At 44.2% G+C, this 24,633-nt stretch carries 17 protein-coding genes, 5 tRNA genes and 1 pseudogene; 8 read left to right on the top strand and 15 right to left on the bottom strand.

Annotated features, from left to right (window positions below):
• Nucleotides 1-25 precede the first annotated feature (25 nt).
• The 3 genes from Vt282_RS17825 to Vt282_RS17835 all read right to left on the bottom strand — a co-directional run bounded on the left by Vt282_RS17825 (nt 26) and on the right by Vt282_RS17835 (nt 5,377).
• Nucleotides 26-3,073, bottom strand: a complete 3,048-nt coding sequence (locus tag Vt282_RS17825) for an AAA family ATPase (protein ID WP_162064265.1) — start codon at nt 3,071-3,073, stop codon at nt 26-28.
• Between the two features lie 3 nt (nt 3,074-3,076).
• Nucleotides 3,077-4,216: an exonuclease SbcCD subunit D gene (locus Vt282_RS17830; RefSeq protein ID WP_162064266.1), complete on the bottom strand. Its 1,140-nt coding sequence runs from the start codon at nt 4,214-4,216 to the stop codon at nt 3,077-3,079.
• A 75-nt stretch (nt 4,217-4,291) separates the two neighbouring features.
• On the bottom strand, nt 4,292-5,377 hold the full coding sequence (locus Vt282_RS17835; protein WP_162064267.1) for a ketoacyl-ACP synthase III: 1,086 nt from the start codon (nt 5,375-5,377) through the stop codon (nt 4,292-4,294).
• Between the two features lie 625 nt (nt 5,378-6,002).
• Here Vt282_RS17835 and Vt282_RS17840 point away from each other — a divergent pair.
• Nucleotides 6,003-7,163, top strand: coding sequence for an MFS transporter (locus Vt282_RS17840; protein WP_162048278.1), 1,161 nt, complete (start codon nt 6,003-6,005; stop codon nt 7,161-7,163).
• A 26-nt stretch (nt 7,164-7,189) separates the two neighbouring features.
• Here the strand turns inward: Vt282_RS17840 and Vt282_RS17845 are convergent, their stop codons facing one another.
• Nucleotides 7,190-7,588 (bottom strand): nitrous oxide-stimulated promoter family protein, encoded by a 399-nt coding sequence (locus tag Vt282_RS17845; RefSeq protein WP_162064268.1) that lies wholly within the window; start codon nt 7,586-7,588, stop codon nt 7,190-7,192.
• 372 nt (nt 7,589-7,960) lie between these two features.
• Between Vt282_RS17845 and Vt282_RS17850 the strand changes: the two genes are divergently transcribed.
• Nucleotides 7,961-8,398 carry a DUF4174 domain-containing protein gene (locus Vt282_RS17850; RefSeq protein WP_162048279.1) on the top strand — a complete coding sequence of 146 codons (438 nt, stop codon included), beginning with the start codon at nt 7,961-7,963 and terminating at the stop codon, nt 8,396-8,398.
• 36 nt (nt 8,399-8,434) lie between these two features.
• On the opposite strand, the gene Vt282_RS17855 is transcribed toward Vt282_RS17850, so the two are convergent.
• The 5 genes and pseudogenes from Vt282_RS17855 to Vt282_RS17875 all read right to left on the bottom strand — a co-directional run bounded on the left by Vt282_RS17855 (nt 8,435) and on the right by Vt282_RS17875 (nt 12,304).
• Entirely contained in the window at nt 8,435-8,992 is a 558-nt protein-coding gene (locus Vt282_RS17855) for a PqiC family protein (protein ID WP_162064269.1), read from the bottom strand.
• A pseudogene (gene pqiB, locus Vt282_RS17860) lies at nt 8,989-10,643 on the bottom strand (intermembrane transport protein PqiB). The gene Vt282_RS17855 and the pseudogene pqiB overlap by 4 nt, the downstream one beginning before the upstream one ends.
• Complete coding sequence (locus Vt282_RS17865; protein WP_232055197.1) at nt 10,636-11,937, bottom strand: paraquat-inducible protein A; 1,302 nt, start codon at nt 11,935-11,937, stop codon at nt 10,636-10,638. The pseudogene pqiB and the gene Vt282_RS17865 overlap by 8 nt, the downstream one beginning before the upstream one ends.
• A 175-nt stretch (nt 11,938-12,112) precedes the next feature.
• A tRNA-Cys gene (locus Vt282_RS17870) sits at nt 12,113-12,186 on the bottom strand.
• 31 nt (nt 12,187-12,217) lie between these two features.
• Nucleotides 12,218-12,304, bottom strand: a tRNA-Leu gene (locus tag Vt282_RS17875).
• Between the two features lie 423 nt (nt 12,305-12,727).
• Here Vt282_RS17875 and Vt282_RS17880 point away from each other — a divergent pair.
• Both Vt282_RS17880 and asnA read left to right on the top strand, forming a co-directional pair.
• Nucleotides 12,728-14,314, top strand: coding sequence for a methyl-accepting chemotaxis protein (locus Vt282_RS17880; RefSeq protein ID WP_162064271.1), 1,587 nt, complete (start codon nt 12,728-12,730; stop codon nt 14,312-14,314).
• 180 nt (nt 14,315-14,494) lie between these two features.
• Nucleotides 14,495-15,502 (top strand): aspartate--ammonia ligase, encoded by a 1,008-nt coding sequence (asnA, locus tag Vt282_RS17885; protein ID WP_162064272.1) that lies wholly within the window; start codon nt 14,495-14,497, stop codon nt 15,500-15,502.
• Between the two features lie 49 nt (nt 15,503-15,551).
• On the opposite strand, the gene Vt282_RS17890 is transcribed toward asnA, so the two are convergent.
• From Vt282_RS17890 to Vt282_RS17905, 4 genes are all read right to left on the bottom strand, one after another.
• The gene (locus Vt282_RS17890) at nt 15,552-17,252 is read right to left on the bottom strand and encodes a GGDEF domain-containing protein (RefSeq protein WP_162064273.1); all 1,701 of its coding nucleotides are present in this window, start codon (nt 17,250-17,252) and stop codon (nt 15,552-15,554) included.
• 374 nt (nt 17,253-17,626) lie between these two features.
• Nucleotides 17,627-17,700 (bottom strand) — tRNA-Cys (locus tag Vt282_RS17895).
• Between the two features lie 117 nt (nt 17,701-17,817).
• Nucleotides 17,818-17,904, bottom strand: a tRNA-Leu gene (locus tag Vt282_RS17900).
• Between the two features lie 108 nt (nt 17,905-18,012).
• Nucleotides 18,013-18,086 (bottom strand) — tRNA-Cys (locus tag Vt282_RS17905).
• Nucleotides 18,087-18,365: 279 nt separating this feature from the next.
• On the opposite strand from Vt282_RS17905, the gene Vt282_RS17910 reads away from it, so the two are divergent.
• Nucleotides 18,366-19,247 carry a DMT family transporter gene (locus Vt282_RS17910; RefSeq protein WP_162064274.1) on the top strand — a complete coding sequence of 294 codons (882 nt, stop codon included), beginning with the start codon at nt 18,366-18,368 and terminating at the stop codon, nt 19,245-19,247.
• Between the two features lie 3 nt (nt 19,248-19,250).
• Here the strand turns inward: Vt282_RS17910 and viaA are convergent, their stop codons facing one another.
• On the bottom strand, nt 19,251-20,696 hold the full coding sequence (gene viaA / locus Vt282_RS17915; RefSeq protein ID WP_162064562.1) for an ATPase RavA stimulator ViaA: 1,446 nt from the start codon (nt 20,694-20,696) through the stop codon (nt 19,251-19,253).
• 9 nt (nt 20,697-20,705) lie between these two features.
• Nucleotides 20,706-22,349 (bottom strand): ATPase RavA domain-containing protein, encoded by a 1,644-nt coding sequence (locus tag Vt282_RS17920; RefSeq protein ID WP_162064563.1) that lies wholly within the window; start codon nt 22,347-22,349, stop codon nt 20,706-20,708.
• Nucleotides 22,350-22,642: 293 nt separating this feature from the next.
• On the opposite strand from Vt282_RS17920, the gene Vt282_RS17925 reads away from it, so the two are divergent.
• The 3 genes from Vt282_RS17925 (at nt 22,643) to Vt282_RS17935 (ending at nt 24,631) form a co-directional block, all read left to right on the top strand.
• Nucleotides 22,643-23,170: an NUDIX hydrolase gene (locus Vt282_RS17925; protein WP_162048658.1), complete on the top strand. Its 528-nt coding sequence runs from the start codon at nt 22,643-22,645 to the stop codon at nt 23,168-23,170.
• 28 nt (nt 23,171-23,198) lie between these two features.
• The gene (gene ltaE / locus Vt282_RS17930) at nt 23,199-24,209 is read left to right on the top strand and encodes a low-specificity L-threonine aldolase (RefSeq protein ID WP_162064275.1); all 1,011 of its coding nucleotides are present in this window, start codon (nt 23,199-23,201) and stop codon (nt 24,207-24,209) included.
• Nucleotides 24,210-24,319: 110 nt separating this feature from the next.
• Entirely contained in the window at nt 24,320-24,631 is a 312-nt protein-coding gene (locus tag Vt282_RS17935; RefSeq protein WP_162048288.1) for a c-type cytochrome, read from the top strand.
• The last annotated feature ends 2 nt before the right edge of the window (nt 24,632-24,633 follow it).

Here is a 24,633-nt window from a genome sequence, read left to right on the forward strand (position 1 = left end):
ACCTCTGGCGAAAAAAACGGACTAATTATAATGCGATACCTCGCAATTGGATATGACTCCCTGCGCGATCACTTTTTACGTCAATACGCAGTGACATCTGTTCTTTTAGTTCGCTGACGTGTGATATCAAACCAATGGTACGTCCACCTTGTTGCAAATCAATTAATGTCTGAATAGCCAAGTCTAACGACTCAGGGTCAAGACTGCCGAAGCCTTCATCGATAAACAAAGTATCAAGGCGAATACCACCACTATAAGATTGCACCACATCCGATAGACCCAGAGCCAGCGCCAACGCTGCCATAAACGATTCGCCACCAGATAGCGTCGCCACATCGCGCAGCTTACTCGAATAACTATCTTCAACCATCAGATCAAGACCTGAGCCTGCATTGCCTTTCGCTCGCTCTTCTTTACGTCGTAATTCATAGCGACCTTTGCTCATGACACGTAAACGTTGTGACGCCTGAATAAGAACATCATCAAGCAACACACCAAGAACAAAACGATGCAGACTCACCTTCGCACCAGTACGACCGTTGGCAATGTCGCTCAACGTACCAACAACTTGATATTGAGCTTCTAACGCTTCATTTTGCTTATACAACTCAGCCAAACGTGCTTTCACTTTATTAAAGTTATCCAACTGGGATTGCAATGCACTTTGGCTCTGCGCTGCCATTTGGTAACCAGACTGAGCTGCAGCTAAAGCTTCCGCTAGCGCGTCAACTTGCGGCTTTTGTTGCTCGGCAAGATCTGATGCTAACGTATCGATAGCGCCATTAAGGGTGGAAGTACGCTCTGTGTACGCCGATACTGTCTGCTCAATTTTGTCTCGTTCAACAAGTGGCAAGCTCGCTTGTAAAAAGGCTTGTTCGTCTTCAAAGATACTACCACCTAAAGCCTTATCCCATGCGTTCTGCGTAGCTTCCAATTGATTTAACGCATCGCTAAGCTGCTTTTGGTATTCTTGTTGCTGAGTTTGCGTGGTAACCAATAGAGTACGCGAATTATCAAGTTGCTGTTTAGCACTTTGCTCAGCTTGCTGAAGTGTATTAACTTGCTTATCTGTCTCTGAAATTTCGTTAATTACGTTTGCACTTGTTTGCTCATTGGAACTCAACCCTTGCGCTACACTCGCTAAACTACCTTCAAGCTTCGCGCTTTGCTGTTGAGCTTCGGTTAACTGACGCTCTAACTCTTGAGCATTTAGCTTCGCTTGCGCCAATGCCTGTTCAGTTTGAGCCAGCTGTTGGCTAGCCTGCTCTGCCACACTAGGGTTAAGCTGAGCTATCTCTTGCTCTAATTGTAAAGCTTGCTGGCTAAGTACCTCTGCTGGTTGAATATTGTCACCAATGTGATTTCGCCAACCTGCGACAGCATGTTCAACTTTCGCGACTTCTGCTTGTGCTTGCTGCAGCGCTTGATACGCCGTTTCTTGCCGTTTTAGTGTTTGAGCCTGATGTCCTCGAGCTTGCTCTACTTGCTCTTTGGTGACCTCTTGTTGGGTAAAGCTGGCAGGCTGTGGGTGATCTTTACTGCCACAAACCGGGCATGGCTCCCCGATTCGCAGAGTTTTCGCAAGCTGCGCTGCCTGCGAGCTATGCCATAGGTATTCTTGTTGATCAGCAAGCTGCTTAGCTTGTTCGTAAACGCTCTGCGCTTGTTGATACTCACTTTGTCTGGTTTGGAAAATTGCTCGAAACTGCTCAGCGGCTTGCTCGGTTTTCACTAGTTCTTGCTGATAATGGATCAGGCTCTGAATTTGTTTAAGCTGTGCTTGCTTAGCAGGTAACCCTGCTAACGCTTCCTTAATTTGCTGCAGTTGTGTTTGCTGTGTGCGATAGCCTTCTTCAAGCGCAGTCAGTTCCTGTATGGCATGCTGATGGGTATACGCGATTTGCTGCTGATGTTGTCTCGCGTTAACCAACTCCGCTTGCATCTGATCGCGCTGAATTAAGCGCTTGGCAATTTCATTCAGTTCAAACAGCTTTTTATTGAGTTCAGGAATAATCTGAGCTGACTGATTGGCCTCTAAATAAGCTTGCTCATTTTGCTGGAACTGTGCACTTACTTGCTCAACCTGGGTCAGGTTATCCGCGACAACGGTTTGCAATTGCTGATGCTTTTGCTTCGCCGTGTTCCATTGAGTATGCGCATTACGAATACCATCGGCCAATTGCGCACGCTTTTTCTTGGTAACCAACGCATCCATCTCAGCCTGCTGAGCAACATGAACCGTGCGCTCGGCAACTAGCTGGTCGTGACGAGCAAATTTAGCCACCAATTCAGTGGCGGATTTATGCTGCGTTTGCGCGACTTCCAACGCTTGTTGTGCGTTTTGCAACTGCACTTGGCTCGCCGAAAGTTCAGGCGTTAATTGATCAATCGCCGCGTTCAGCTGTTCTTCACTTTCAACGCCGGCAACATCCAACGCCCCTTTAATTTGATTATCAAACTCATCTTTAGCTCGGCGAATATGCGCCGCTTTATCAAACAGTGCTCGTTCAATCGCGACATAAATATGTGTCTGAAACAACTGGCCAAAAATCTGTTCACGCTCTTTCGAATTGGCGATCAGCAGTTCTCTGAACTTACCTTGTGGTAGCACCATCACCTGACGAAACTGTTTGACATCTAAACCAATCAGCTCACTGATTGCTTTTGCCACAGGCTGTGGCTTGTTTGCTAGCAGCTGCTCTTGTCCTTCTTCCATCGCAAACAACACGGCGCTATGTTCTTTTTTGGTTAAACCATCACCGCGCTTTTTCGGTAACATTTGCGTTGGTGAACGCTCTATTCGGTAATGTTTGCTGCCAAGGCTAAATTCAAATACCACCTCAGTCGGCAGATCAGCAGGTGCGTGATCGCAGCGCATTTGCTCACCCGTGCGCTCACTGCCTGTAGTTTCGCCGTATAGGGCAAAACAGATCGCATCGAGAATCGAACTTTTACCAGAGCCCGTCGGGCCATTAATTAAAAACAGGGGGGATTGGCCAAGCTCGGTAAAATCAATGACCTGCTGATTAGCAAAAGGACCAAACGCTTGAATTGTGAGTTTTAATGGCGTCATTGATTAAGCCTCTTGCTGACGGGTCAATTGAGTGATGATGTCACTAATCGCGGATTCCTGATCCGCAGTGAGTGGCTCCTGCTTAGCTTCAAGGAAAAAGTCCTTAAACATATCCAACTCGCCACGAGCCAAACGCGCTTTACCCATTTGTTGATCAACACCAATCAACATACCCGGCTTTTCTAAGTGCAACACATTCGGATAAACCTTACGTAGCTTTTCCATCGGGTCGAGAATCGCGTGCTTGTCGGTTAGGCGGGCCAAAATATAGTCGTGGCTATTAGGATCGGTTTTACCTTGCTCAATCAGGTCGAGCAACTCACCTTCGATAATGCGCATTTGATGTGGCGCAGTCAGTGGAATATGTGTGGCGGATAAAAATCCATTTTCACCCAACTCAACCAATGTCATGCCTTTGGCTTGATGCTGTTCAGAAAAGCTGTATTTCATTAACGAGCCGGAGTAGCGAATGTACTCTTCTCCTTTTTTCTGCGGCTGATGCAAATGACCTAAAGCGACATAGTCAAACTTCATAAAATGTTCATGACTGACGCGATCTGAACCACCAATCGATAATGGACGTTCTGATTCAGACTCTATTGCACCATCAACAAAACAGTGGCTAAGCAGCACATTTTTCTGCTGCGGCTGAAACTGCTGACAAATAAGATCCACCAACAGTTGATGAGCTTGATCGTGATCTTTTGCTGGCTGCTGAGTGTAATGACGCACAAGCTCTGGGTCGTTATATGGCATGCCGTAAAATGCGACAGGCCCAATATCGCTCTCAATCACCACCGGAGTCTGCATATCGTCAAAGTTGGCAATAATATGCAAACCTGATGACTTCATTTGCTTAGCGGCAAAACCTAGGCGCTGCGCACCATCGTGGTTACCTGGGATCATAATCACGGGTAATTTAAGCTCGCCACATACTCTTGCAATAAACTGATCGAGGAGTTCAATGGCAGCAGTTGGGGGGACGCTGCGATCGTAAATATCACCGGCCACCACTAGGGCATCGACTGGATTTGCTATTACATAGCTGATGATTTGTTCAAGTACCGCTTGTTGATCAGATAACAATGATACATTGTGAAATTGTCGGCCTAAGTGCCAATCGGAGGTGTGAAGAAACTTCATTTGCGCCCTAGCTTTACTGACTTAATTTATGTCTTCTAAGGCGCAATATTATCACTCAATACGATAGGTAACTATCTAAGCGGGTTTGTTTTTACAATTGGCAATCGCATTTTCCAACAACGCCAATGCGCTTTGCTTGCATTCAGTCAGTGCTGCGTCACTGGTTTCGATAGGCGTAACTCGTTCACCCCAACGAACATGCCCCGCCCCCCAAGTTAAGCCTGCTCCAAATGCAGCCAGCAGCATGTTGTCACCGGGTTTGACTCGCCCTTGCTCTAAGGCTTCACATAGTGCGATAGGCACAGTGGCAGCAGACGTATTACCGTAATTCTGAATGTTAACAAACGCTTTATCTTGTTCAATTCCGGCGAGATCACATAGGGTCTGAATAATGCGAATATTCGCCTGATGTGGAATCATGACATCAATTTGGTCAGTTGATAGCTGGCTGCGTTTCAGTACATTATTAGCCGCAGCACCCATGCCTTTCACCGCACGTTTAAAGATTTCTTTGCCAACAAATTCAAATTCCCAATAACCATTATCGGCAGCAAAACGATCCATTGATGTGCCAAATTTAGGCACGGACAAAATATCTCTTCCACGCGAATCACAACCTAACTGCGCATGTTGCAAGCCGACGGCTTTATCCGTTTTACTCAGCACAACCGCTCCAGCGCCATCACCAAACAGCACTGCGGTATCACGCTGGGTCCAATCAATGAAAAAAGAAAGGCGCTCAGCACCAATAACCAATGCGTGTTGGTAGTTTCCGGCTTGAATCAGGCGCGTTGCAGTTTCAAGGCCATAAATAAATCCTGTACATGCTGCATTTAAATCGAACGCAGCCGCCGCGCGAGATCCAATATTTTGCGAAACTTTGGAGGCAATGTTTGGAATTAAGGAGTCTGGAGAACAAGTCGCGACAATTATCACGTCGATATCTTTCGCTGTCACACCGGCACATGCCATTGCATGCTGAGCAGCGACCGTCGCCATATCAGATGTTTCTACATGACTGATACGGCGGTGCTCAATACCAGTGCGGGTTCGAATCCACTCATCTGAAGTATCTAGAAATGTACTTAAATCGTTATTGGATAATTTTGCTGGCGGTAGACACTTACCCCAACCGCTAATCTCTGCGTAAAAGTTGCTCATTGAAAAGCCTTTAATATTTGTTGTTTGTTTTTGATAGTATAACTATAGCTAGCCCGCCTCAAGTTAGGCTAAATCGTTGTTTTTGATTAGTGGGATTGCGCAAATAAAAATGTAACTGCATTGCAGACATTACGCTTGAGTAAGTACGTTTTGTACTATTTGGCAAGCAAGGGATTCATACCCTTTAACACGTACGATTTAACGAGCACGTATCGCCTCGCCAACACGGTGACTTTCAGAAATTGTTGTATGTTGAAATCGAGCATCACATGATAAATCTTGATGCGAAACCTTAATAAAATTTATCTCGGCTTTGTTAACGTTTATATCGCCTTTACAAGCGATAAGGCACAAATAACTTAAAGGATACCTTTCCCTGAATATACCCTTTCTAATTCACTGTTTTAAAGAGAAATAAGTCAATATTACGCTCATTCAATTTTCGCACTCTTACTGATAAAAACGTATGAATTTCGCTGCTTTTTGCATAGAATTATAGCAGCATTTTTACGATAACAAACTTTTGTCGTGACGGTAATATAATTTCATTTTACCCTTGTTCAAAAATCCCCATAGTCGCGCCCATAGACACCCCATTTTTCTCTATTTTCTCGAGGCTACGACATTGGAAAACACTCTCGCAACTGCGCCAAAAGCTCGCATTTCAGTCCCTGTGATTGCGCTTGCTCTTTATGCGGTCGCTTCTGGCTACTTAATGAGCATCATCCCGCTTATGCTTCCACATTATGGGTTGGAAGGTTCTTTAGCGAGTTGGTTAGCCAGTGTGTTTTATGCCGGTCTGCTTGCGGGTGCCATGGTATTTGAACCAATCGTAAATAAATTCGGTCACCGTAAATCCTTCATCTGGTGTTTGATCGCTTTTATCGCCACGATTTTAGTTCTGCCAACCATCATTAACTCATGGGCTTGGCTCGCGTCTCGCTTTGTTGCTGGCGTAGCTGTCGCTGGTGTGTTCGTCATCGTAGAATCATGGTTACTGCATGGTGATGAGAGCGATCGCGCAAAACGTCTTGGCCTTTACATGGGCTCACTATACGGTGGTAGCTCACTTGGCCAACTTGGTATCGGTTTCCTTGGTATTACTGGCAGTCTGCCATTTGTTGCTATTTTGGTATTGCTTATCCTAGCAGTATTGGTACTGATGTTTGGTCGTACTGACCAACCTGAAGAAGGCCAAAGCAGCGCACTATCACTAAAACAGATCAGTAAGCTTAACCATGCTGCCATTATTGGTTGTGTTGTATCTGGTTTAACTCTCGGTGCGATCTATGGCCTAATGCCAGTAGAACTGTTCAACCGTGGTATTGCAAATGACAACATTGGTAGCTTGATGGCACTGGTTATCCTTGGTGGTATGGCTGTACAACCGCTTGTGCCTTGGATGTCTAAATTCCTAGGTCGTACTCTATTAATGGCGCTATTCTGCTTACTGGGCGTTGCTGCGATTGGTTTTGTTACCATCAATGAGTCAATTTACGCACTGGCGGCAAGCCTGTTCGTGTTGGGTATGGCCGTGTTTGCCCTTTACCCAGTAGCGATCAATCTAGGCTGTGACAAGATGGATCCGGCGTATATTGTCTCTATCACTCAAGTTATGCTGTTTAGCTACAGCGTTGGCTCTGTTGTGGGCCCAGTATTGGCAGACAGCTTCATGGGGCTTGAGCAAGGCTTGTTGGGTTACTTGTTTGCATCACTACTTGCAACTTGCATCTACATGCTACTCGCAAGTATCAAAACCAAACGCCAAGCGATGGCTGGTGAATAAACCGCAATGATTTGAGATAAGGGAGCTTAAGCTCCCTTATTTTTTTTGCGAACATGCCGATTGGATTGATTAGCCGCTGGTTTACCAGTTGGTACATTCCTGCGTTCATGGAGCAAATGACGAATCGCCAGCCACGGATGAGGCAACAACATTCTTGGCCCAGAAAATCGCATTACGGTCTTCATTTCCGCCTTTGGCTCAGGCTTGTAGCAATGTATTGGGCATTTATTACAGGTAGGTTTGTTTTGGCCATATGGGCAACGGTCTAATCGTATTTCGGCGTAATCCAGCAAAGATTGGCATTCTGGGCACAATCTTCCCTGAGACTGGTGGTGTTGCTTGCAGTAAATTTCCATCATATAGGCGACGGTTTGATACTCTTTCAGCAACTCACCGGACAAAATTTTCGAGCTAGGTGTTGGCATATATACTCAAATAACCTCGGATTCTTGGTTCAGCGGGAATAACTTAGTTTATAGAAGAGGCAATGATTTAAAGATCTTGTGGTTCTAAATCAAACATCGTCAGAAAGGATACGAACTAAGTAAACTCGCCCTTTGGGAGTCACTCATATGAGTATCAAACTCCCAATCAAAACAGCCACTATCATAGCACTTTCGTCATCAATCCCCCAATTCTCCCTCTCGCTTTCACCAACAAGGCGCTCGCCTTCACAGAGTAAGAAATGAGCTTTGCCACTATAATTAGCGTAAGAAAGAAACAAGCTCGTCTGTTCGAGCAAGGTTATCTGACTGGTTTCGTTGTTTTTATCGCACTGGCGATATAAGTAGGTATGTATGAAGCGCTTATTAATTGGCTTGCTATCGCTGCTTTATTTTCCATTCGCTATGGGATACCCTGCCTATGCAGAAGCTTGGCCACATCGCAGCGTCATTTATTTTGCGCCTTCACAAGACGAACACGTGAAACAGTTTGAACTGGAAGCGCTCTTACATGATTGCTCGCTCACCCACCGTGACGTTGTCACCATTGTCGTAACACAAGATGGTTATTCCCAACCGGATTGGATAAAGCAGCACTTTGACCTCGGGGCTTTGTTTAATATCTATCGTGTCAATCCAGATCAACACACAACCATTTTGATTGGTAAAGATGGCGGAGAGAAGCTTCGTTGGGGCAAGTCAACGAATTGGCGAGAAGTAAAACAAGAGATTGACAGCATGCCAATGCGAAAGCGCGAGATGCTAAATAAAACCGATCCTTGTTCTATTTAGCCATCTCGCGCTTAACAACGTTGAGATCAAACGAGCTTAAAAAGATGCAGATATTTCATCTGTCACCATTTGTAAACCTTCGCTCATTGCTTTTACTAACGCAGCATACCCTTCATTATCTAAAGGAACAGCATAATTGAACGTTTGAACTTGGTGAATTTTTCCCTCTGGAGAGATCAACATCCATTCTCCGCTCACTTGAGCATCACCAGTATAGCTACCATTAAATCGCTCAATATTTACCACCAAACTATCGCTGTCTTGCGTCTTCAACGCATTATTTAGCTGCACGGGCCAATATTGAGTTTGTTTAGCTTTCAATTGGGCAACGATTTGATTTTGCAATTGACGACGCAAATCCATCGCCCATTGATTTTGTTTTGCTTCGATAACTTCTGAATCAGAAACGCGGTAAACAATGCCATCCACATCTAAGTATTGCGCCAATTCAACGTCAATAACCAAAAGCGGTGCTTTAGACGAAGCGACGATCGCTTGTTCCGAATCCGGTAACAGGTATTGCTGATTGTTTGATGTTGGTTGCGATGAGCATGCGACCAAAGCCAAACAACACACCATTAAAATGTATCTCATTTACTCGTTCCTTTTACTGGTTGCGGATCATCACTTACCTCATCACCAAAGATCAGCGCGTTTGGTTTATCCTCAATTTGCTTCAACACAGGCTGTAGCGCTTTCATGGTTTTCTCAAGCTCTAGCAACGACTGATCAAGGTTTTGATACACACTAGATTGCGAGCTGAAGCTATCAAGTGTTGTTTGAAGCTGCTGTAAACTTTGTTTGAGTTCCGTTGGTAAAGATTGCGTATCGTCTTGCTCAACCATAGTGCGAATACTGTTCATGGTTTGCTCTGCCGAACTCAACGTTTTTTCTAGTTGCGCTAGAGAACCATTCAATGAAGAAACACTGTCATTCAACGGCAGATTCGCCACATTATTCAGGATTTCCATCATCTTGGTTTGAACTTCCGCTATTTCGCTTTGCATTGAAGGGAAAACCGGATTGCCATCTATCGTCTCGGCCACGTATTTTTCTTTCTCTTCGGTGTAATCAAGCTCGACGTATAGTGCACCTGTTAGCAGGCTACCAGTATTAAGCTTCGCACGCAGACCGTTTTCAAATTCGCGTTGAATTAATGCCATCAACTGTTTATTGGTATACGTTTCACCTTGATCGAAGGTGAAGATTCGACGCGGTTCTAGTTTGATTTGCACTCCGAGTTTAGGAATGTCAAAACCATCCTCTAGCTTAGCTCGGCGCCAAGGTACACGGGTGACACTACCAATTTTCAAACCACGAAATTCAACTGGAGCCCTACTTTTAACCCTCGTAACGAATCTTTGAATAACACGACATATTTTACGGACTGGCGATAAATCCCCTCTTCCGCGTCTACTTTCGAATTGTGCAGTGCGAATTCACGGTAATCTTTCGTCACTAATTGACCCGGATTATCATTTTCCACCTCACCAAAACTGACACCGCCGCTGAGCATAGATTCAATTGAATCAATTCTTACTTTGAACCCTTCGGCGTTAAGCTGAAGGTCAACGCCTGAACTTAGCCAAAACTGGCTCGACGTTCGCACCAAGCTATCAAACGGTTTGAAGATGAACAGTTGATACTGAGCAATACGGTTGGCCGTATCGATCGTCACTTTTTCAACACGACCCGCAGTAAAGCCCTGATAGATTACCGGATCGCCAACAGAAAGCTGACCCGCGAGGTCGTGATTCAATACGACACGCAAACCCTCAGCATTAGGTGGAGCGACTGGCGGAGTATCTAACACATCAAAACGAGTTCGACTCTCCGTCGCTTTACCTGGTTGAAGCTGAATATAAGCGCCTGAAAGCAAAGTCTCTAAGCCCGATACGCCTTCTTTACCCACGCGAGGCTCAACGATCCAAAACAAGCTATCTTTGCGTAACATGCGTGCGGCATCTTTAGTCATCTGCGCTTTGACGATGATGTGGTCGTAGTCTTTACTCAAAGTCACGTCTGTGACCACGCCCACCTTCACGTTGAGCGATTTAATTTGCGTTTTTCCGACCTCGATACCAGATGCATCCGACATGATCAGTGTCACCTCAGGACCGGTGCTATTGACATATTGATACAGCATCCAAATGCCAATTCCGAGCGCAACTAGCGGGATCAACCAAATCGCGGACAGATTCGAGTGCTGACTAATATTCGCTTGAATATCGTTTTGTTCACTCATTTAAGTGCAACTCCTTCAAAGGACGACTACCACTCCAAATGACGCGAGAATCAAATGAAATTGCAGACAACATAGTGAGGATCACTACAGCAGCAAACGATAAGGATGCCGGACCTGGAGTGATCGCCATAAGATTGTGTAACTGGATCAGTGCGACCAAAATCGCAACCACAAAGATATCAATCATCGACCAACGACCAATAAACTCAGTCACTCGATACAATTTTTGACGTTTTATTGCCTGACCAAACATAAGAGGCTCAGGTTTTCTAGCGTTCCAGTAAATCCAAGCCAATGCGAGCATTTTTGCCATGGGGATAAAAACACTCGCAATAAAAATAACAGCGGCAATAGGATATGAACCTAACTGCCAAAGTAACACAACGCCCCCCAAAATAGTCGATGGAGTTTCACTGCCTAGGCTAACGGTATACATGATGGGATACAGGTTGGCTGGAAAATAAAAAATGATTGCTGCCAATAAATAAGCCCAAGAACGTTGCAAACTCAACTTGGGGTTGTAGGCATGTAAGGTGCTTACGCAGCGGATACATTTACTATGAGCATTTTCAACGTGCGGATTAATCTGATGGCAATGGTGGCACACCGTGTAAGTACCAGAGAGGTGATCATCACCTGCATTGACCGTTTCAACCGGCATGCTTGGTTTGATTTGCTGCCAAACCCAAACAGGGTCAACTAATGAAAGCGTTTTTACAATCAACACGGTGTAAACGCAAAACGCCCAAAACGAATAGCCTAAACCAATATCGGCCATGGCTGCGATTTTAACCAAACTCACCAGCACCCCAATAAGGAATACATCAGCCATGATCCAAGGCTCGATTTTCGCCAGTATTTTACAAACTCGCATCCACTTAGTCGAAAGGCGTTTGGCATAACGTTGGCTACGCCAAATACGCCAATGCATCCACCCCATCAATGAGACATAAACGGCAGGGAGAACTAATACGCTCAGAAGAAGCAGCAATGCCAAAGCACTTTGTTCAAAGGCATCGAGCATAGCAACGGTATTGATCAGAAAAATTTCGTGGGTGATGCCTTTTACACTAAAAGACATAAACGGAAAAAGCAGACTCATTGCAAGCATGAGTAAACTGGCGACAGCAAACGCCATCAGTGTTTGACAAGGTTGTTTCGCTAAACTGGATAGCGTATGTGCGCAGCGAGGACATTTGGCGACTTGCCCTTCTGTCATTGCTGGAAGTTGGCTTACTAAGCCGCACTCTTCACAAGCTGCTAACTGCGAATGCTGATAACTCACGCTCGACACAAAAACTCCACCTTTGGCGTACATTGTTGTTAATTTTAGTCGACGGGCACTGTAATCGTCATAAACGATGAAAGTGTCAACCCAACGTAAATAAAAACGTTAACTAGAGAGATTTTAGCTATACGAGATAGAAATGATAAATTTATGTTTTATAAGGAATTTTGAAGCAATCGAATGGAGGCGCCTCCCGGAGTCGAACCGAGGTCCACGGATTTGCAATCCGCTGCATAGCCACTCTGCCAAGGCGCCTTTTTGTATTCTGAAAGGAATTTCAGTTAGATGGTGCCCCGGGCCGGACTTGAACCGGCACGACGCGAACGTCGAGGGATTTTAAATCCCTTGTGTCTACCAATTTCACCACCAGGGCAACGCAATCAAGCGATGGAAACACCATCTGTTCTAACGAGCTTTGCCGTGAGAACGAGGCGTACTTTACCGGATTATTCTTTTCCGTCAACACTATTTTCTTAAATATCAATCGTATGGCTATTTTACGCTCATTACGTTTGGTTTTTAGGCTCAAACGCTGAATTATTACACCAACAAAATCGAACCTTCTTGTGAGCATGATAAATGAATTGCCACATTGGTCACATCTGATTGATAAAATAACTTTTTATCAAAAGAATTGCCCATTAAATCAGCATTTTGATTTAAGTCATGTTATATAAATTTCAACTTTCTATGATGTCTGATGCAAGACTAACGTTGCAAAATTAAGTCGCGCGCTTCGCGACAAATGGGTTGGATACCAGTTATCACCTATTTGATAACAATATATGGATGTAATATGACTAAAAACAGCGCCAACAATAACCAAAAAGATGCTCATCTAAACAAAGATTTCAGCCCAGCAAGTAATCTCATCTCTACGACTGATCCTTCAAGCTACGTTACCTATGCCAACCGAGAATTTTGCGACATTGCAGGATACAGTGAGCAAGAACTACTGGGCAAACCACACAATATTGTCCGTCACAAAGACATGCCTAAAGCAGCCTTTGCCCAAATGTGGAGCTATCTGCAATCTGGACAAAGTTGGATGGGTTTGGTCAAAAACCAATGTACCGATGATAAACACTATTGGGTCTCTGCTTTTGTCACACCAATCAAAGACAGTGAAGGCAATATTGTTGAATACCAATCAGTGCGCTCCAAGCCGAGTAACGGTCAGATTAATCGCGCGGCAGCAGCGTATGAAAAACTGCGTGAAGGTAAAAAAGTGAATACCAAACGCTTTGACTTTCATTTGAGCGCACTCTTGTTGGTTGGCCTACTCTTTACCGCTTTACTGATCCAATCCATCATGACACCGCAATGGATTTCATTTGTCGCCCTTGGTCTTTGTGGACTTTTGTTTGGAGTGAGTTGCTATCAATACAAACGCTTTAGCAACCTCAAAACAATTGCGAAAGAAGCCTATGACAACCCACTCATGGAAACTGTCTATGCCGATAAATTTGACAGTTATTCTCAAGTGGAATTAGCGCTTATCATGCGAAAAGCTGAACTGCGCGCAATTACCGGACGAGCGACAGAAACGTCGGGCCATATTTTAATCAGTGCGGAAGATGAATTTGGTACTATTCAAACCATTGGTCAAAGCCTAGCGCAGCAATGCGCCGAAACCGAGCAAGTCGCAACTGCAGTTGAAGAACTCACCCACTCTATTACCGAAGTCGCTAACGCAGCTTCTGCAGCCTCAACCATGGCGGAAGAAGCCAACGAGCATTCATCTAATGGCTTAGCATCGATTGAATCGACGATCCAAGAAGTGGATATGTTAGTGACAGAGCTTAACCATGCTCAAAGCGTAATTAACCAACTGGCACAAGATACGCAAAAAATTGATGGCATTTTGGATGTAATCACAGCCATTTCAGAACAAACTAACCTGTTAGCGCTCAATGCAGCGATCGAAGCCGCGCGCGCTGGTGAAGCGGGTCGAGGTTTTGCAGTGGTGGCGGATGAAGTACGGAATTTAGCGTCAAAAACTGGCGATTCTGCGAATGAAATTCACGCGATGATTCGCCAGCTTCAAGACACCTCAGGCAGCGCGGTAAACGCGATGGAAAAAGGACTCGAGCTCTCGGAGCGTTGTAAAGCGCGCGCAGATGAAACGGGTGGAATGCTACGTCATATTTCTAATCAGCTTGATAGTGTCAATGACAGTAGCCACCAAATCGCCGCTGCCGTTGAAGAACAGGCGTCAGTCACACAAGAGATCAACCGTAATATCGTGAACATCAAAGAATTGGCTGAGGAAACTTCCCTTACCTCAAACACTTCCATTGAACGTACTCGCCAGTTGGTTGACAACATTGAAGCATTGCAGCGTTTGATGGAACAATTCCAAATAAAAGAAGTGGTTCAATAGAACGCTCGGGCGCACGTTAGCCAACATTCATGCTCTCTTGTTGGCTAACGATCAGCAAATTACCCTATGCTGCTCGCGGCAAAGCAAATTTTCTAAACATTGATACATAAATATCTAGACGCTAACACAGCACTGTCGTAAGGTATTAAAAAATAGACACTTTAAGAACAAGGGATGTTCATGAAACTGCAAATTCCTCAAAGTTACGAACCACTTCTTGACCTTCGTGATACTGAAGTCGCAATCAAAAAACTCAAAGATTATTTCGAAACTGCATTGGCATATGAGCTTTACCTCACTCGTGTGTCCGCACCGCTGTTTGTTAAACCTGAAACGGGACTTAACGACAACCTAAACGGAACAGAACGCCCAGTTAGCTTCGATTTGCTTGATGATAATGGCGCGAATGTAGAAGTTGTTCACTCATTAGCAAAATGGAAACGTATGGCGCTTGGCCGCTACGGTTTTCTTGAAGATGAAGGCCTATATACCGATATGAACGCGATTCGTCGCGATGAAGAGTTAGATAACATTCACTCTATTTATGTCGACCAATGGGACTGGGAAAAAGTTCTCGATAAATCAATGCGCACTGACGCGTATTTAAAAACTACGGTAGAAAAAATCTACAACGCGTTTTTAAAAACGGAAAACTTCATCTACCAAGAGTACCCGGTTCTGAAAAAACGCCTGCCAGCGAAAGTTACTTTTATTACTTCACAAGAGCTGTTAGATAAATACCCTACGCTCACCGCTAAAGAGCGTGAAAACGCGATTTGTAAAGAATTTGGGGCGGTATTTATTCAAAACATCGGCCATACCCTTTCTCATGGTGAACGCCATGATGGCCGTGCTCCAGACTATGATGATTGGAACCTAAACGGTGACCTACTGTTCTGGAACCCAGTATTGGATAGCGCGCTAGAGCTCTCTTCGATGGGTATTCGTGTCAGTGAAGATAGCCTAAAAGAGCAACTTGCTATTGCAGGTTGTGAAGACCGCGCATCTTTACCTTTCCATAGCATGGTTTTAGATAAGTCTTTACCATACACGATTGGTGGCGGTATCGGTCAATCACGCATCTGCATGTTCTTCTTACAAAAAGCGCATATTGGTGAAGTGCAATCTTCCATTTGGCCGGACGCAATGATCGCCGAGTGTGAAGCTCATAAGATCACCTTACTGTAATTGATCCCTCCATCGAAAACGCCCCTTCACATGTTGGGGCGTTTTGATATTAGTCGGTGACGATTCGATTTCGGCCTTGCAACTTCGCGCTGTATAACCGTTCATCTGCTTCTAAAAAATGGCTTTCATCTGCAAGTAATTGCGCAGGAGTGACTTTACCACTCACACCTATTGAGCTGGTAACAATAAGTCCACCAGCAGAGGTATTAAAGGGCATGATAGCTAACGTTTTTAGCACTCTTTCTAAACGCTCGATTGATTGAGAATCAGCTTTAATTAACAACAAAAACTCTTCCCCACCCCAACGCACAAATAATTCTTGGGGTAATAACCAAGGCTGGATGCGTTCAGCAAGCTGTTTCAGTACTTCATCACCGACAAGGTGGCCGTAACTATCATTAATCCCTTTGAAATGGTCAATATCAAGCAGTGCCAAGTGATAGTGTTGATCAAGTGAAATCGCTTCGCCTTTTACTAGTTGCTGATAGTAGTAGTGACGATTGTGTAAACCTGTTAGCTGATCAACACTCGAGCGCACGACTAATCGAGCATTTTCGCGTTTAATCATGTAAGTACGCGCGTACATCATGAAAATCATAACGATAGATAAAAAACCCAACCATTTGGCGTAATCAAGATATTGATTGGTTCGATCGAGTTTATTGCTGTTCAGGATGACTTCAAGGCTGAGCTCATCAACTTGTCTCGCTAGATCAAACGTTTCCTGGGCATGAGTTAAATCTCGAACCTTGAGCAACAATTGCTCTTTCTCCGTCGCGTAGATCTGCTTTGCGAGATCGTATGCTGACTCAAAATTTCCCTGAGATTCATAAATACGTGCTTTGAGCTTCATCGCGCTTAGGATGGCGCTTGCGCTGTCAAATTTTTCATAGCTTTTCAAACTGGCATCAACCGCACTCAATGCCTGTTGATAACGTTTGTTGGTCAACTCCAGCTTGGCTTGTTTGTGATAGCAACGCCCTAAACTGTAGGGCAAATCAAACAACGTTGCTGTGGATATGCACTTTTGTACCAAAGCATTAGTGCGCTCATAATCATCCTCCATCAAAGAAATAGCAATTTGAGTTCTCAGATCAAGCACATAATATCGATCGGATTTTTTTCCGTTTTGAAAATACTCGCTTGCTTTTAAGTACGCCAATTTAGCTTTGTCATATTGATGTAAGTGATTATAGGTAACCGCTTCGTTATACCAATAAATTTGCAGGATATCGTTGTTAATTGATGGAAGTTCTTCCTTTAAACGTCTAGCCGCTTGAATATGGTTAAGCGCCTCTTCCCATTGTCCGAGTTTGTAATACATCTTGTATAGATTGTAATTGCTTAGACTCAGAGAAAATTCGTCACTGCGTAGCTTTGACAAATATTCAGCTTTCAGTAGATATTTTTGGGCATGAAGGATGTCATTTTCAGACAGAGCCATATTGCCAGCCCAATTGAGCAAGCGGGGTAACAGGAACCAAAACTCTTGTTTTTCGATTTCAGCGACCGCAGCTTCCATTGCCATTAGGGCCACTCTTTTATCACCAGAGTACCAAGTGTGAAGCGCATTCTCTGCAGAAAGCAGTGTCGGAATCCAATCCAACTGATAGATTTTAGGCGGAATTTTGCTTAAAGAGGTGTCAATCCAAGGATCGTCGCTATGATTAGCGATATTGTTGAGGATCAGATATTGATAGACCCAATCTCTAGCTGATGGTTGTGCGCTAGAGGATAGAATCTTTTGCATTTCACACAGTGTTCTTTCGGGTTCGACATGCGACTGCTCTAACAATTCATGCCACATGTACTTTGGTAGCTGCTGACTCTTACCCAAACCACTGCTGTGTGTTGCTGGCTGAATTTTAGGTGTCTTTAGATATTCGAAAGAGAAGATACAAACTACAAACAGAAGTATAAAAACACAAACAATACGGATCGTCTTAAACAAAAACACAACGCTCTTAAAAAAAGGGGCGCAATGATACCCTGCAAACAGGCGAAAGGTAAACAATTCGAGCAAACGTTTAAATTTGTTTGATGAAAATTTAGACAGAACAATATATCAAATTAACGACAATTCTTTTTGATTGAGTCAGTGAGGGATTATTTTAGAGAAATGAATGGAGGCGCCTCCCGGAGTCGAACCGAGGTCCACGGATTTGCAATCCGCTGCATAGCCACTCTGCCAAGGCGCCTTTTTATATCCTGAAAGGAATTGGAGTTAGATGGTGTCTCTGGCTGAACTTGATGCTCCGACATTTCGGCCGGCCAGCGAACAGAGGATTATCAATCCACATCTTTATTTGGTTAGATGGTGCCCCGGGCCGGACTTGAACCGGCACGACGCGAACGTCGAGGGATTTTAAATCCCTTGTGTCTACCAATTTCACCACCAGGGCACACAAATCTAAATTTGTGATGCCTTTACTGAAGTAAGTAAAACACCATCTACAGAATCAGTTTGGTCACTCATTCTGCTAAAATCTTATACTCTACAAAGAAGAGTATGGAGGCGCCTCCCGGAGTCGAACCGAGGTCCACGGATTTGCAATCCGCTGCATAGCCACTCTGCCAAGGCGCCTTATTGAAACGCTTAAGTTACCCACCGCTGCGTTCGCTGCACACTTTACGGATTCTGGGGTGGGAGTCAAACAAATTTCTAAAATTTCGATTCGTTTGCTGATAATTAACGCAGATGGATGATCTATTGATCTAATTGGTTAAAATTTCTCTGCCCAACAACCGGTGGCATTTGCGCTCGTGGAGATTGTTCTTTCGAAAAATCCTCTTCAACTGCTTTTTTGCATTCATAGAACGAAGGGAGTAAATTTGCGGTTTCTGTTCTGGTTTGATGTTTTTTATGGCCATTCTTTTAGCAATGATACCTGCCTTCTTTTGGGGCACGACTTACGCAGTCACACAGTTTTCCGTTCCAGATTGGCCTCCACTGATGCTGGGAGCATTGCGTGCCTTACCTGCTGGGTTACTCTTGTTGCTATTAAAACCAACATGGCCACAAGGCAAACAGTGGCGCCAGTTACTGCTGCTTGGCAGTGTTAACATCAGTGCCTTTTTTGCTTTAATCTTCGTTGTAGCATTAACCCTTCCCTCTGCGATTTCAGGAATTGGTATGATGTCGGTCCCTGTTTTTGCTATGTTATTCCAAATCGTGGTCTACCGTCATAAACCCCAAATGACACAATTAATTTGCGGTTTAATTCTGATTGCACTGGCATGCCTACTGTTTAACCCAAGCCAGATCGAACTGAATCCAATCGGATTGCTCGCACTATTTTCTGCCATTTTTTGCATTATTCTCGGCAGTGATGCAACCAAGCGTTTAGGCGTGTCTATGCATTGGTGGCAGGTATTAACTTGGCAGTTGATTATTGGCGGTGCTTTGTTAGCCATCATTGCGATGGTTCATGCCGCGTTTGAACCACAACAATACATCACGGCAATCAACCAACTGAACCTACGTAATATTAGCGGACTACTCTGGATTGCCGTGCTTAACACCGCACTGGGTTATGGTATGTACGTCTGGCTATTACAACGCATGAGCGTGGTCGATTTTACTTTTGGTGGGATTGCTAACCCCATCGCAGGCATCTTGCTCGGCGTTTTGCTCGTGGGTGAGAGCTATAGTTTATGGCAATATTCACTCATGGCGGGAATGATCTTAATGTCGTTGCTACCGCAAATTATAATTTCAATCAACAAGCAACGACAGATCAACTAAGAGTTACCATTTACGCATTAACCGCCCAACGATGTTTGGGTGGTAAGCCCAAAAATGATCAAGCATCCCAATCAAATCGGGATTACCATATTTTGACAGCGATATCGCATGAAAACGATTATGACGCTGCTTTAACGCGGCGACTTGCTGTTGAAGCTCTTCCATTGGCGCAGGGGCGATAAAGTCTGAGATCACCACCATATCGGCATTTCTGTATCGGTCACCAAGCATTAACTCTATGGTTTTTGTCAATACAGGTTGAAGGTCTGTTCCCCCATGAAAACTGTAGCTTAGAAAATCACTCGCCTCGCGAAGACCATCTTGTCTGGTTAACTGATATGTAATGACCTGAGTCGAAAATAACATCACATAGCAATCTCGGTTTTCTGCTAACGCAATCTGCATTAATGCGTACGCCATGGCTTTCGCACATTGCTCAGGGAAACCATTCATCGAACCAGAAGCATCAATACAAACAACAAATGGACCTTTCTCGATTTCCGCTTTTGCATTATCTGGAGTATGAGCTCGAACTTTACGTAAACTGCGTGATTTGCCCTGTGTTCGATAATTCAACAAACGCTTATCAGCAAAGTGTTTGTAGAACACCACTTCCAACTCGGGGTAAGCCAAAAACATCGTCTCGTTAGGCAACAACTTATTGAGATCGTCACCCTGCTTGATGCCGATAATGTCATCTGTAGCTTCATCTGAAAGCTCATCCACAACACGTAACTCTTCATTTGGCGTTTGATTGAGCTCTGGGTCGTTCACTTCGTTTGCCATTCGCCCTAGTTGTTCAGCGATTTCCTGTAAGGTTTTATTCTTTTTCAAAAACTCAGCATGGCGCTTCATAACAGACAAATCGGTTTTTGTCAGTTTGGCGGCCGCCATATCCCATAAGCGACCAACACTGTTTTCGTCCCCTTCCTGCGTCACTTGCTCCATGTTTTTCATGGTTTCCATACGCTGATAAAGGTCTTGAAGCACTTTCTCTTTGTTCGCTTTGAGCTCACTTACTTGAGCTTGTTTAATCGCATCGGAAAGGCTCTGATACCATTGGTCGCAAAAATAATGTGCAAACATGGGATTACTTAAGCCTTTGTTTTGCTCTAGCAACTTTCTCGCTTCAATATAAAAAGCGCTATGCCATTCCAGTTTCTTGACCACATCTGGAATACGCACAAAAAAGGTCGCTTCATCCCAATGTATCACTTCTTGATATAATGCCAGTTCCTGCTGAAAACGTTCGGTTTCACACACTCGAGTAATGCGCTTTTTTACATTTCCCCGCCATTTTAAAAGGTGATTTTTCACCGATGATTTCATGCCACGATTTTCAGCCATCGCCATCACTTGGCTACGAGCCATCAAATCATTCACGGCGCTATCTACAATACCTGAATCTGCAATCATCAAAGCTAAATTGAGGCTATCAGCACCTAACATCATTACCTCCTAAGCAAAGAACTGATCAAGGTTTTTGAAGCGGAACACAAGGCGTTCACTCTCTGCTTTGTTGGTTTCCAACTGTTTTTGCAGCGTTTGTAAACCAGACTCCATAACGCGAGGTAATTCTGGGTTAATAAAGCTATGCGGCAGTGCACCATGGAAGTGGGATTTAGCGAGGCGTAGATTATGTTCCGCTTCTTCGAGTTTGCGCAGCGCGGTTTCTGCCTTGTTTAGCCATGTGTTATGGATCTCTGAATCCAAACCTTGATGCGTAACCAAGCTCACCAATACCGCTCGATTGGCAATATCTTTAATGACAAGGTTATTTGCAGCATCAATTTCAAAGCGTAGGCGACACATTTTGCTATTTTGATTAACGTAACCGTAAACTTCCCCACCCGCATCTTTCACGACTCGCTCTAGGTCGGATTTGGGTACATAAATCCAACGGCTGTCCCCTTTTTCTCCCTCAGATACCGACATGTTGCTTTGCAATAGCACGAGTTTAACCAAATCTCGGGCATTACCAACTTGATAGCTCTTTGCTGAACTGAGGTCATAATGATGGACACTTTTCTTAATTAGACCTGTCGTGGTTTCACTCGAAAGTTGCATTGCGAACTGATTTTCCAGCTCCTCTTGAACCTCTGTTAGCTCTTCTTGGCAATGGCTCATTTGCAAGGCGACAGCCTGTTGGTCAAAGGCATAATTTAAAGCAAACTCTTTCATCACTTGCCACACGAGCTCTCGCGATTCGGCGCTGTTCCACAAGCAATCTTGAAGCAACATTAAGTCGAGTGGGTTAATGCTGTCTCGTCCATTAAAGTACGCACTGGCTTTAAGCAATTTGACGGACTTCTTCCAACGACGGTCAGAGACATACATATCAGATTCGGCAAACTGCACGCCTGAATTTAACGCTTTTTGTTCAAGTAGTGATTTCAATTGATAGAGTTTTTCAAATACTTCATCGGTCAGAGCAAGCTGATCAAGCTCTTGTTGCCATTGATGGTATTCTTGATCGGTAATCACAAGCTCCGGAGGAATGACCGCCTCTTGCGGCGTTCCGACTGTCAGCATCGACTTAAAATTCTGTTTATCTTGAATGCGATTGACAAAGATACGCACCAACATGCGATCGTAAAGAGCTTCAAGACCGCTATCTTCATCAGGTAACTCATTCGATGCGGAAACCAAAAGACGCATTGGCACTTTTTCTATTTCGTTGCCGTTTTTAAACGTTTTCTCGTTTACTACTGTTAGTAGCGTATTAAGAATGGCGGGGCCTGCTTTCCAAATTTCATCCAGAAAGACAACTTGAGCCGTAGGTAAGTAGCCTTCAGTCAACCTTACATAACGTCCATTGTCTTTGAGCTCTTGAATACTCAGCGGACCAAAGACTTCTTCCGGAGTTGAGAAGCGAGTCATTAGATATTCAAAATAAGACGAATGGTCAAAAGCTTGAATAAGTCGCTTTGCGATCAGACTCTTAGCTATACCAGGAGGACCGAGCAAGAAAACACTTTCACCAGCAAGTGCTGCAAGCAGACACATTTTAATGGTGTCTTCACGTTCATAGACACCATCAGATAGGGCCTTAGCTAATTTATTGATTCGTTCTGATAACAGCGCTTTGTTTGCGTAGCTCATGTGAGAAAGTACCGGCAAAAGATTGCTCCTTGTGAAAACAATTCGGCCTAGACAAAGTTAATCATTTGTTACACATATGTTATATGTGAATTTATTTCGGAGAGCAAATCTTTATAGCAGATACTGTTTTGTTGTAACGATATGAAATCTTTGTTTTCAGTTTACGACATCCATCACGATCAATTCACAATCGCTCGTGAGCGCTTATATTGACTGACTTTCAATCCAAACCATATGGAGGTAATGTATATTCCTGTTATACACAATATTTTTAACTTACTGATGGCGCTTAGATTCCAGTGACAGATAAAACCGTGATCCACACATGGAAACGCATTTCTCTAATTGAAGAACGCGTTGAGCTTCCTAATGGACAAAACATCACTCACACCACAATTGCTCATCCCGGTGCCGCAGTCATTTTGCCCATCGACCAAAATGGCAACATTGTCGTAATCAAACAATACCGCCCATCACTCAAGAAGTGGTTGTTGGAATTGCCTGCTGGTACGCTTGAGCAAGATGAACCCATTGCACAATGCGCTGCACGCGAACTTGAAGAAGAAACAGGGTTTAGTGCCGAAGAAATCTATCCTCTCGGTCAGGTCACCCCACTTGCTGGGTTCTGTGACGAGATCCAATACCTGTTTGTGGCTAAACAATTAAATAAAACCGCTCGCTACCAATGCGACGATGACGAAGTGATTGAGGTTTTGCACTTACCACTCCACGACATTGAGAAAATGATCATTGATGGTAGCATTACCGATGCGAAAAGCATCGCCTGCCTCAGCAAAGCAAAACTCTGTGGCTACCTCTAACCCCAAAGCAATTTAATTAGGAATAACAATGGATTTTCGTTCTGATACGGTCACAAAACCGACCCCTGCCATGCGTAAAGCGATGGCTGAAGCTCTTGTTGGTGATGATGTTTATGGTGATGACCCAACCATCAACGAACTCGAGCAATGGGCAGCAGAGAGACATGGTTTTGAAGCTGCGTTGTTCACCTCTTCAGGCACTCAAGCCAACCTACTCGGTTTGATGTCGCATTGCGGTCGTGGTGATGAGTATTTGTGCGGCCAACAAGCGCACAACTATAAATACGAAGCCGGCGGCGCTGCTGTTCTTGGTTCTATTCAACCACAACCAATTGAAAATAATCCCGATGGTACTTTACCACTCGATAAACTTGCGGCTGCGGTTAAACCTGATGACAACCACTTTGCTCGCACTCGACTTCTAAGCCTTGAGAACACCATTAACGGTAAAGTACTTCCGATGAGCTACCTTGCTGAAGCTCGTGAGTTTGTAAACCAACATGGTCTTGCCATGCATCTAGATGGTGCTCGTGTGTATAATGCTGCTGTTGCACTTGATATTGATGTCAAAGAAATTGCTCAATACTTTGATTCAATGACCGTGTGCCTATCTAAAGGTTTAGGTGCGCCAGTTGGCTCGCTACTTCTTGGTAGCAAAGAGTACATTGCCAAAGCTCGTCGCTTACGAAAAATGGTGGGTGGCGGCATGCGCCAAGCGGGTATTTTAGCCGCGGCAGGTAAGCTTGCTTTAACGGAGCAAATTGCACAGCTTAAACAAGACCATATTAATGCCAAACGTCTTGCTGAAGGCTTGAATATCATTCCTGGCTTTTCGGTCAATGTGGAATTTGTTCAAACCAACATCGTGTTTGCCAAAATCGATGAAACCATTGATGTTCAAGCATTAGTGGCGACACTCGCTGAGCAAGGCATTACGGCATCAGCTGCCAACCCAATGCGTTTTGTGACTCACAAAGATGTTAGTGCGCAGGATATTGAAACACTTCTGTCCGCCATTCGCCAATACGTTAAAGCATAATAGCTTTAATTTGGCTACATATCAGTCAGTTGAACATACTCTCTATTGAGCTTCCCCTTAGGGGAAGCTTTAATATTGCAAGCAATTCACATCTATTCGATACAAACCTTATGCGTAAATTATTGGTTCTTACTCTTTTTCTACTTAGTCCAATGGCTAGCCATGCCGAATCATTTGGGAATGCGGAATTAGGTAAAGCGAAAACTCCAAGCTGTGGCTTTTGCCATGGCGCAACAGGACAAGCAAGTAATCCTGCTTATCCAAACTTAAAAGGCCAACACGCCCAATATCTGTACCAATCAATGCGTGATTATCAAGAAGGTAAGCGTACAACATCAATGGGCCAGATGATGGCGGCACAACTTAGTCGCCTCAACGATCAAGACTTACGCGATATTGCAGCGTTTTACGCCGCGCAATAACG

It is taken from the genome of Vibrio taketomensis (assembly GCF_009938165.1).
GTDB classification, from domain to species: Bacteria; Pseudomonadota; Gammaproteobacteria; order Enterobacterales; family Vibrionaceae; genus Vibrio; species Vibrio taketomensis.

Bases quoted from the DNA above. Each gene is read 5' to 3' on its own strand.
- Vt282_RS17825 (WP_162064265.1), bottom strand. From the start codon at position 3,073: ATGACGCCATTAAAACTCACAATTCAAGCGTTTGGTCCTTTTGCTAAT.
- Vt282_RS17830 (WP_162064266.1), bottom strand. From the start codon at position 4,216: ATGAAGTTTCTTCACACCTCCGATTGGCACTTAGGCCGACAATTTCAC.
- Vt282_RS17835 (WP_162064267.1), bottom strand. From the start codon at position 5,377: ATGAGCAACTTTTACGCAGAGATTAGCGGTTGGGGTAAGTGTCTACCG.
- Vt282_RS17845 (WP_162064268.1), bottom strand. From the start codon at position 7,588: ATGCCAACACCTAGCTCGAAAATTTTGTCCGGTGAGTTGCTGAAAGAG.
- Vt282_RS17850 (WP_162048279.1), top strand. From the start codon at position 7,961: ATGAAGCGCTTATTAATTGGCTTGCTATCGCTGCTTTATTTTCCATTC.
- Vt282_RS17855 (WP_162064269.1), bottom strand. From the start codon at position 8,992: ATGAGATACATTTTAATGGTGTGTTGTTTGGCTTTGGTCGCATGCTCA.
- Vt282_RS17880 (WP_162064271.1), top strand. From the start codon at position 12,728: ATGACTAAAAACAGCGCCAACAATAACCAAAAAGATGCTCATCTAAAC.
- asnA (WP_162064272.1), top strand. From the start codon at position 14,495: ATGAAACTGCAAATTCCTCAAAGTTACGAACCACTTCTTGACCTTCGT.
- Vt282_RS17890 (WP_162064273.1), bottom strand. From the start codon at position 17,252: ATGCAAAAGATTCTATCCTCTAGCGCACAACCATCAGCTAGAGATTGG.
- Vt282_RS17910 (WP_162064274.1), top strand. From the start codon at position 18,366: ATGGCCATTCTTTTAGCAATGATACCTGCCTTCTTTTGGGGCACGACT.
- viaA (WP_162064562.1), bottom strand. From the start codon at position 20,696: ATGTTAGGTGCTGATAGCCTCAATTTAGCTTTGATGATTGCAGATTCA.
- Vt282_RS17920 (WP_162064563.1), bottom strand. From the start codon at position 22,349: ATGAGCTACGCAAACAAAGCGCTGTTATCAGAACGAATCAATAAATTA.
- ltaE (WP_162064275.1), top strand. From the start codon at position 23,199: ATGGATTTTCGTTCTGATACGGTCACAAAACCGACCCCTGCCATGCGT.
- Vt282_RS17935 (WP_162048288.1), top strand. From the start codon at position 24,320: ATGCGTAAATTATTGGTTCTTACTCTTTTTCTACTTAGTCCAATGGCT.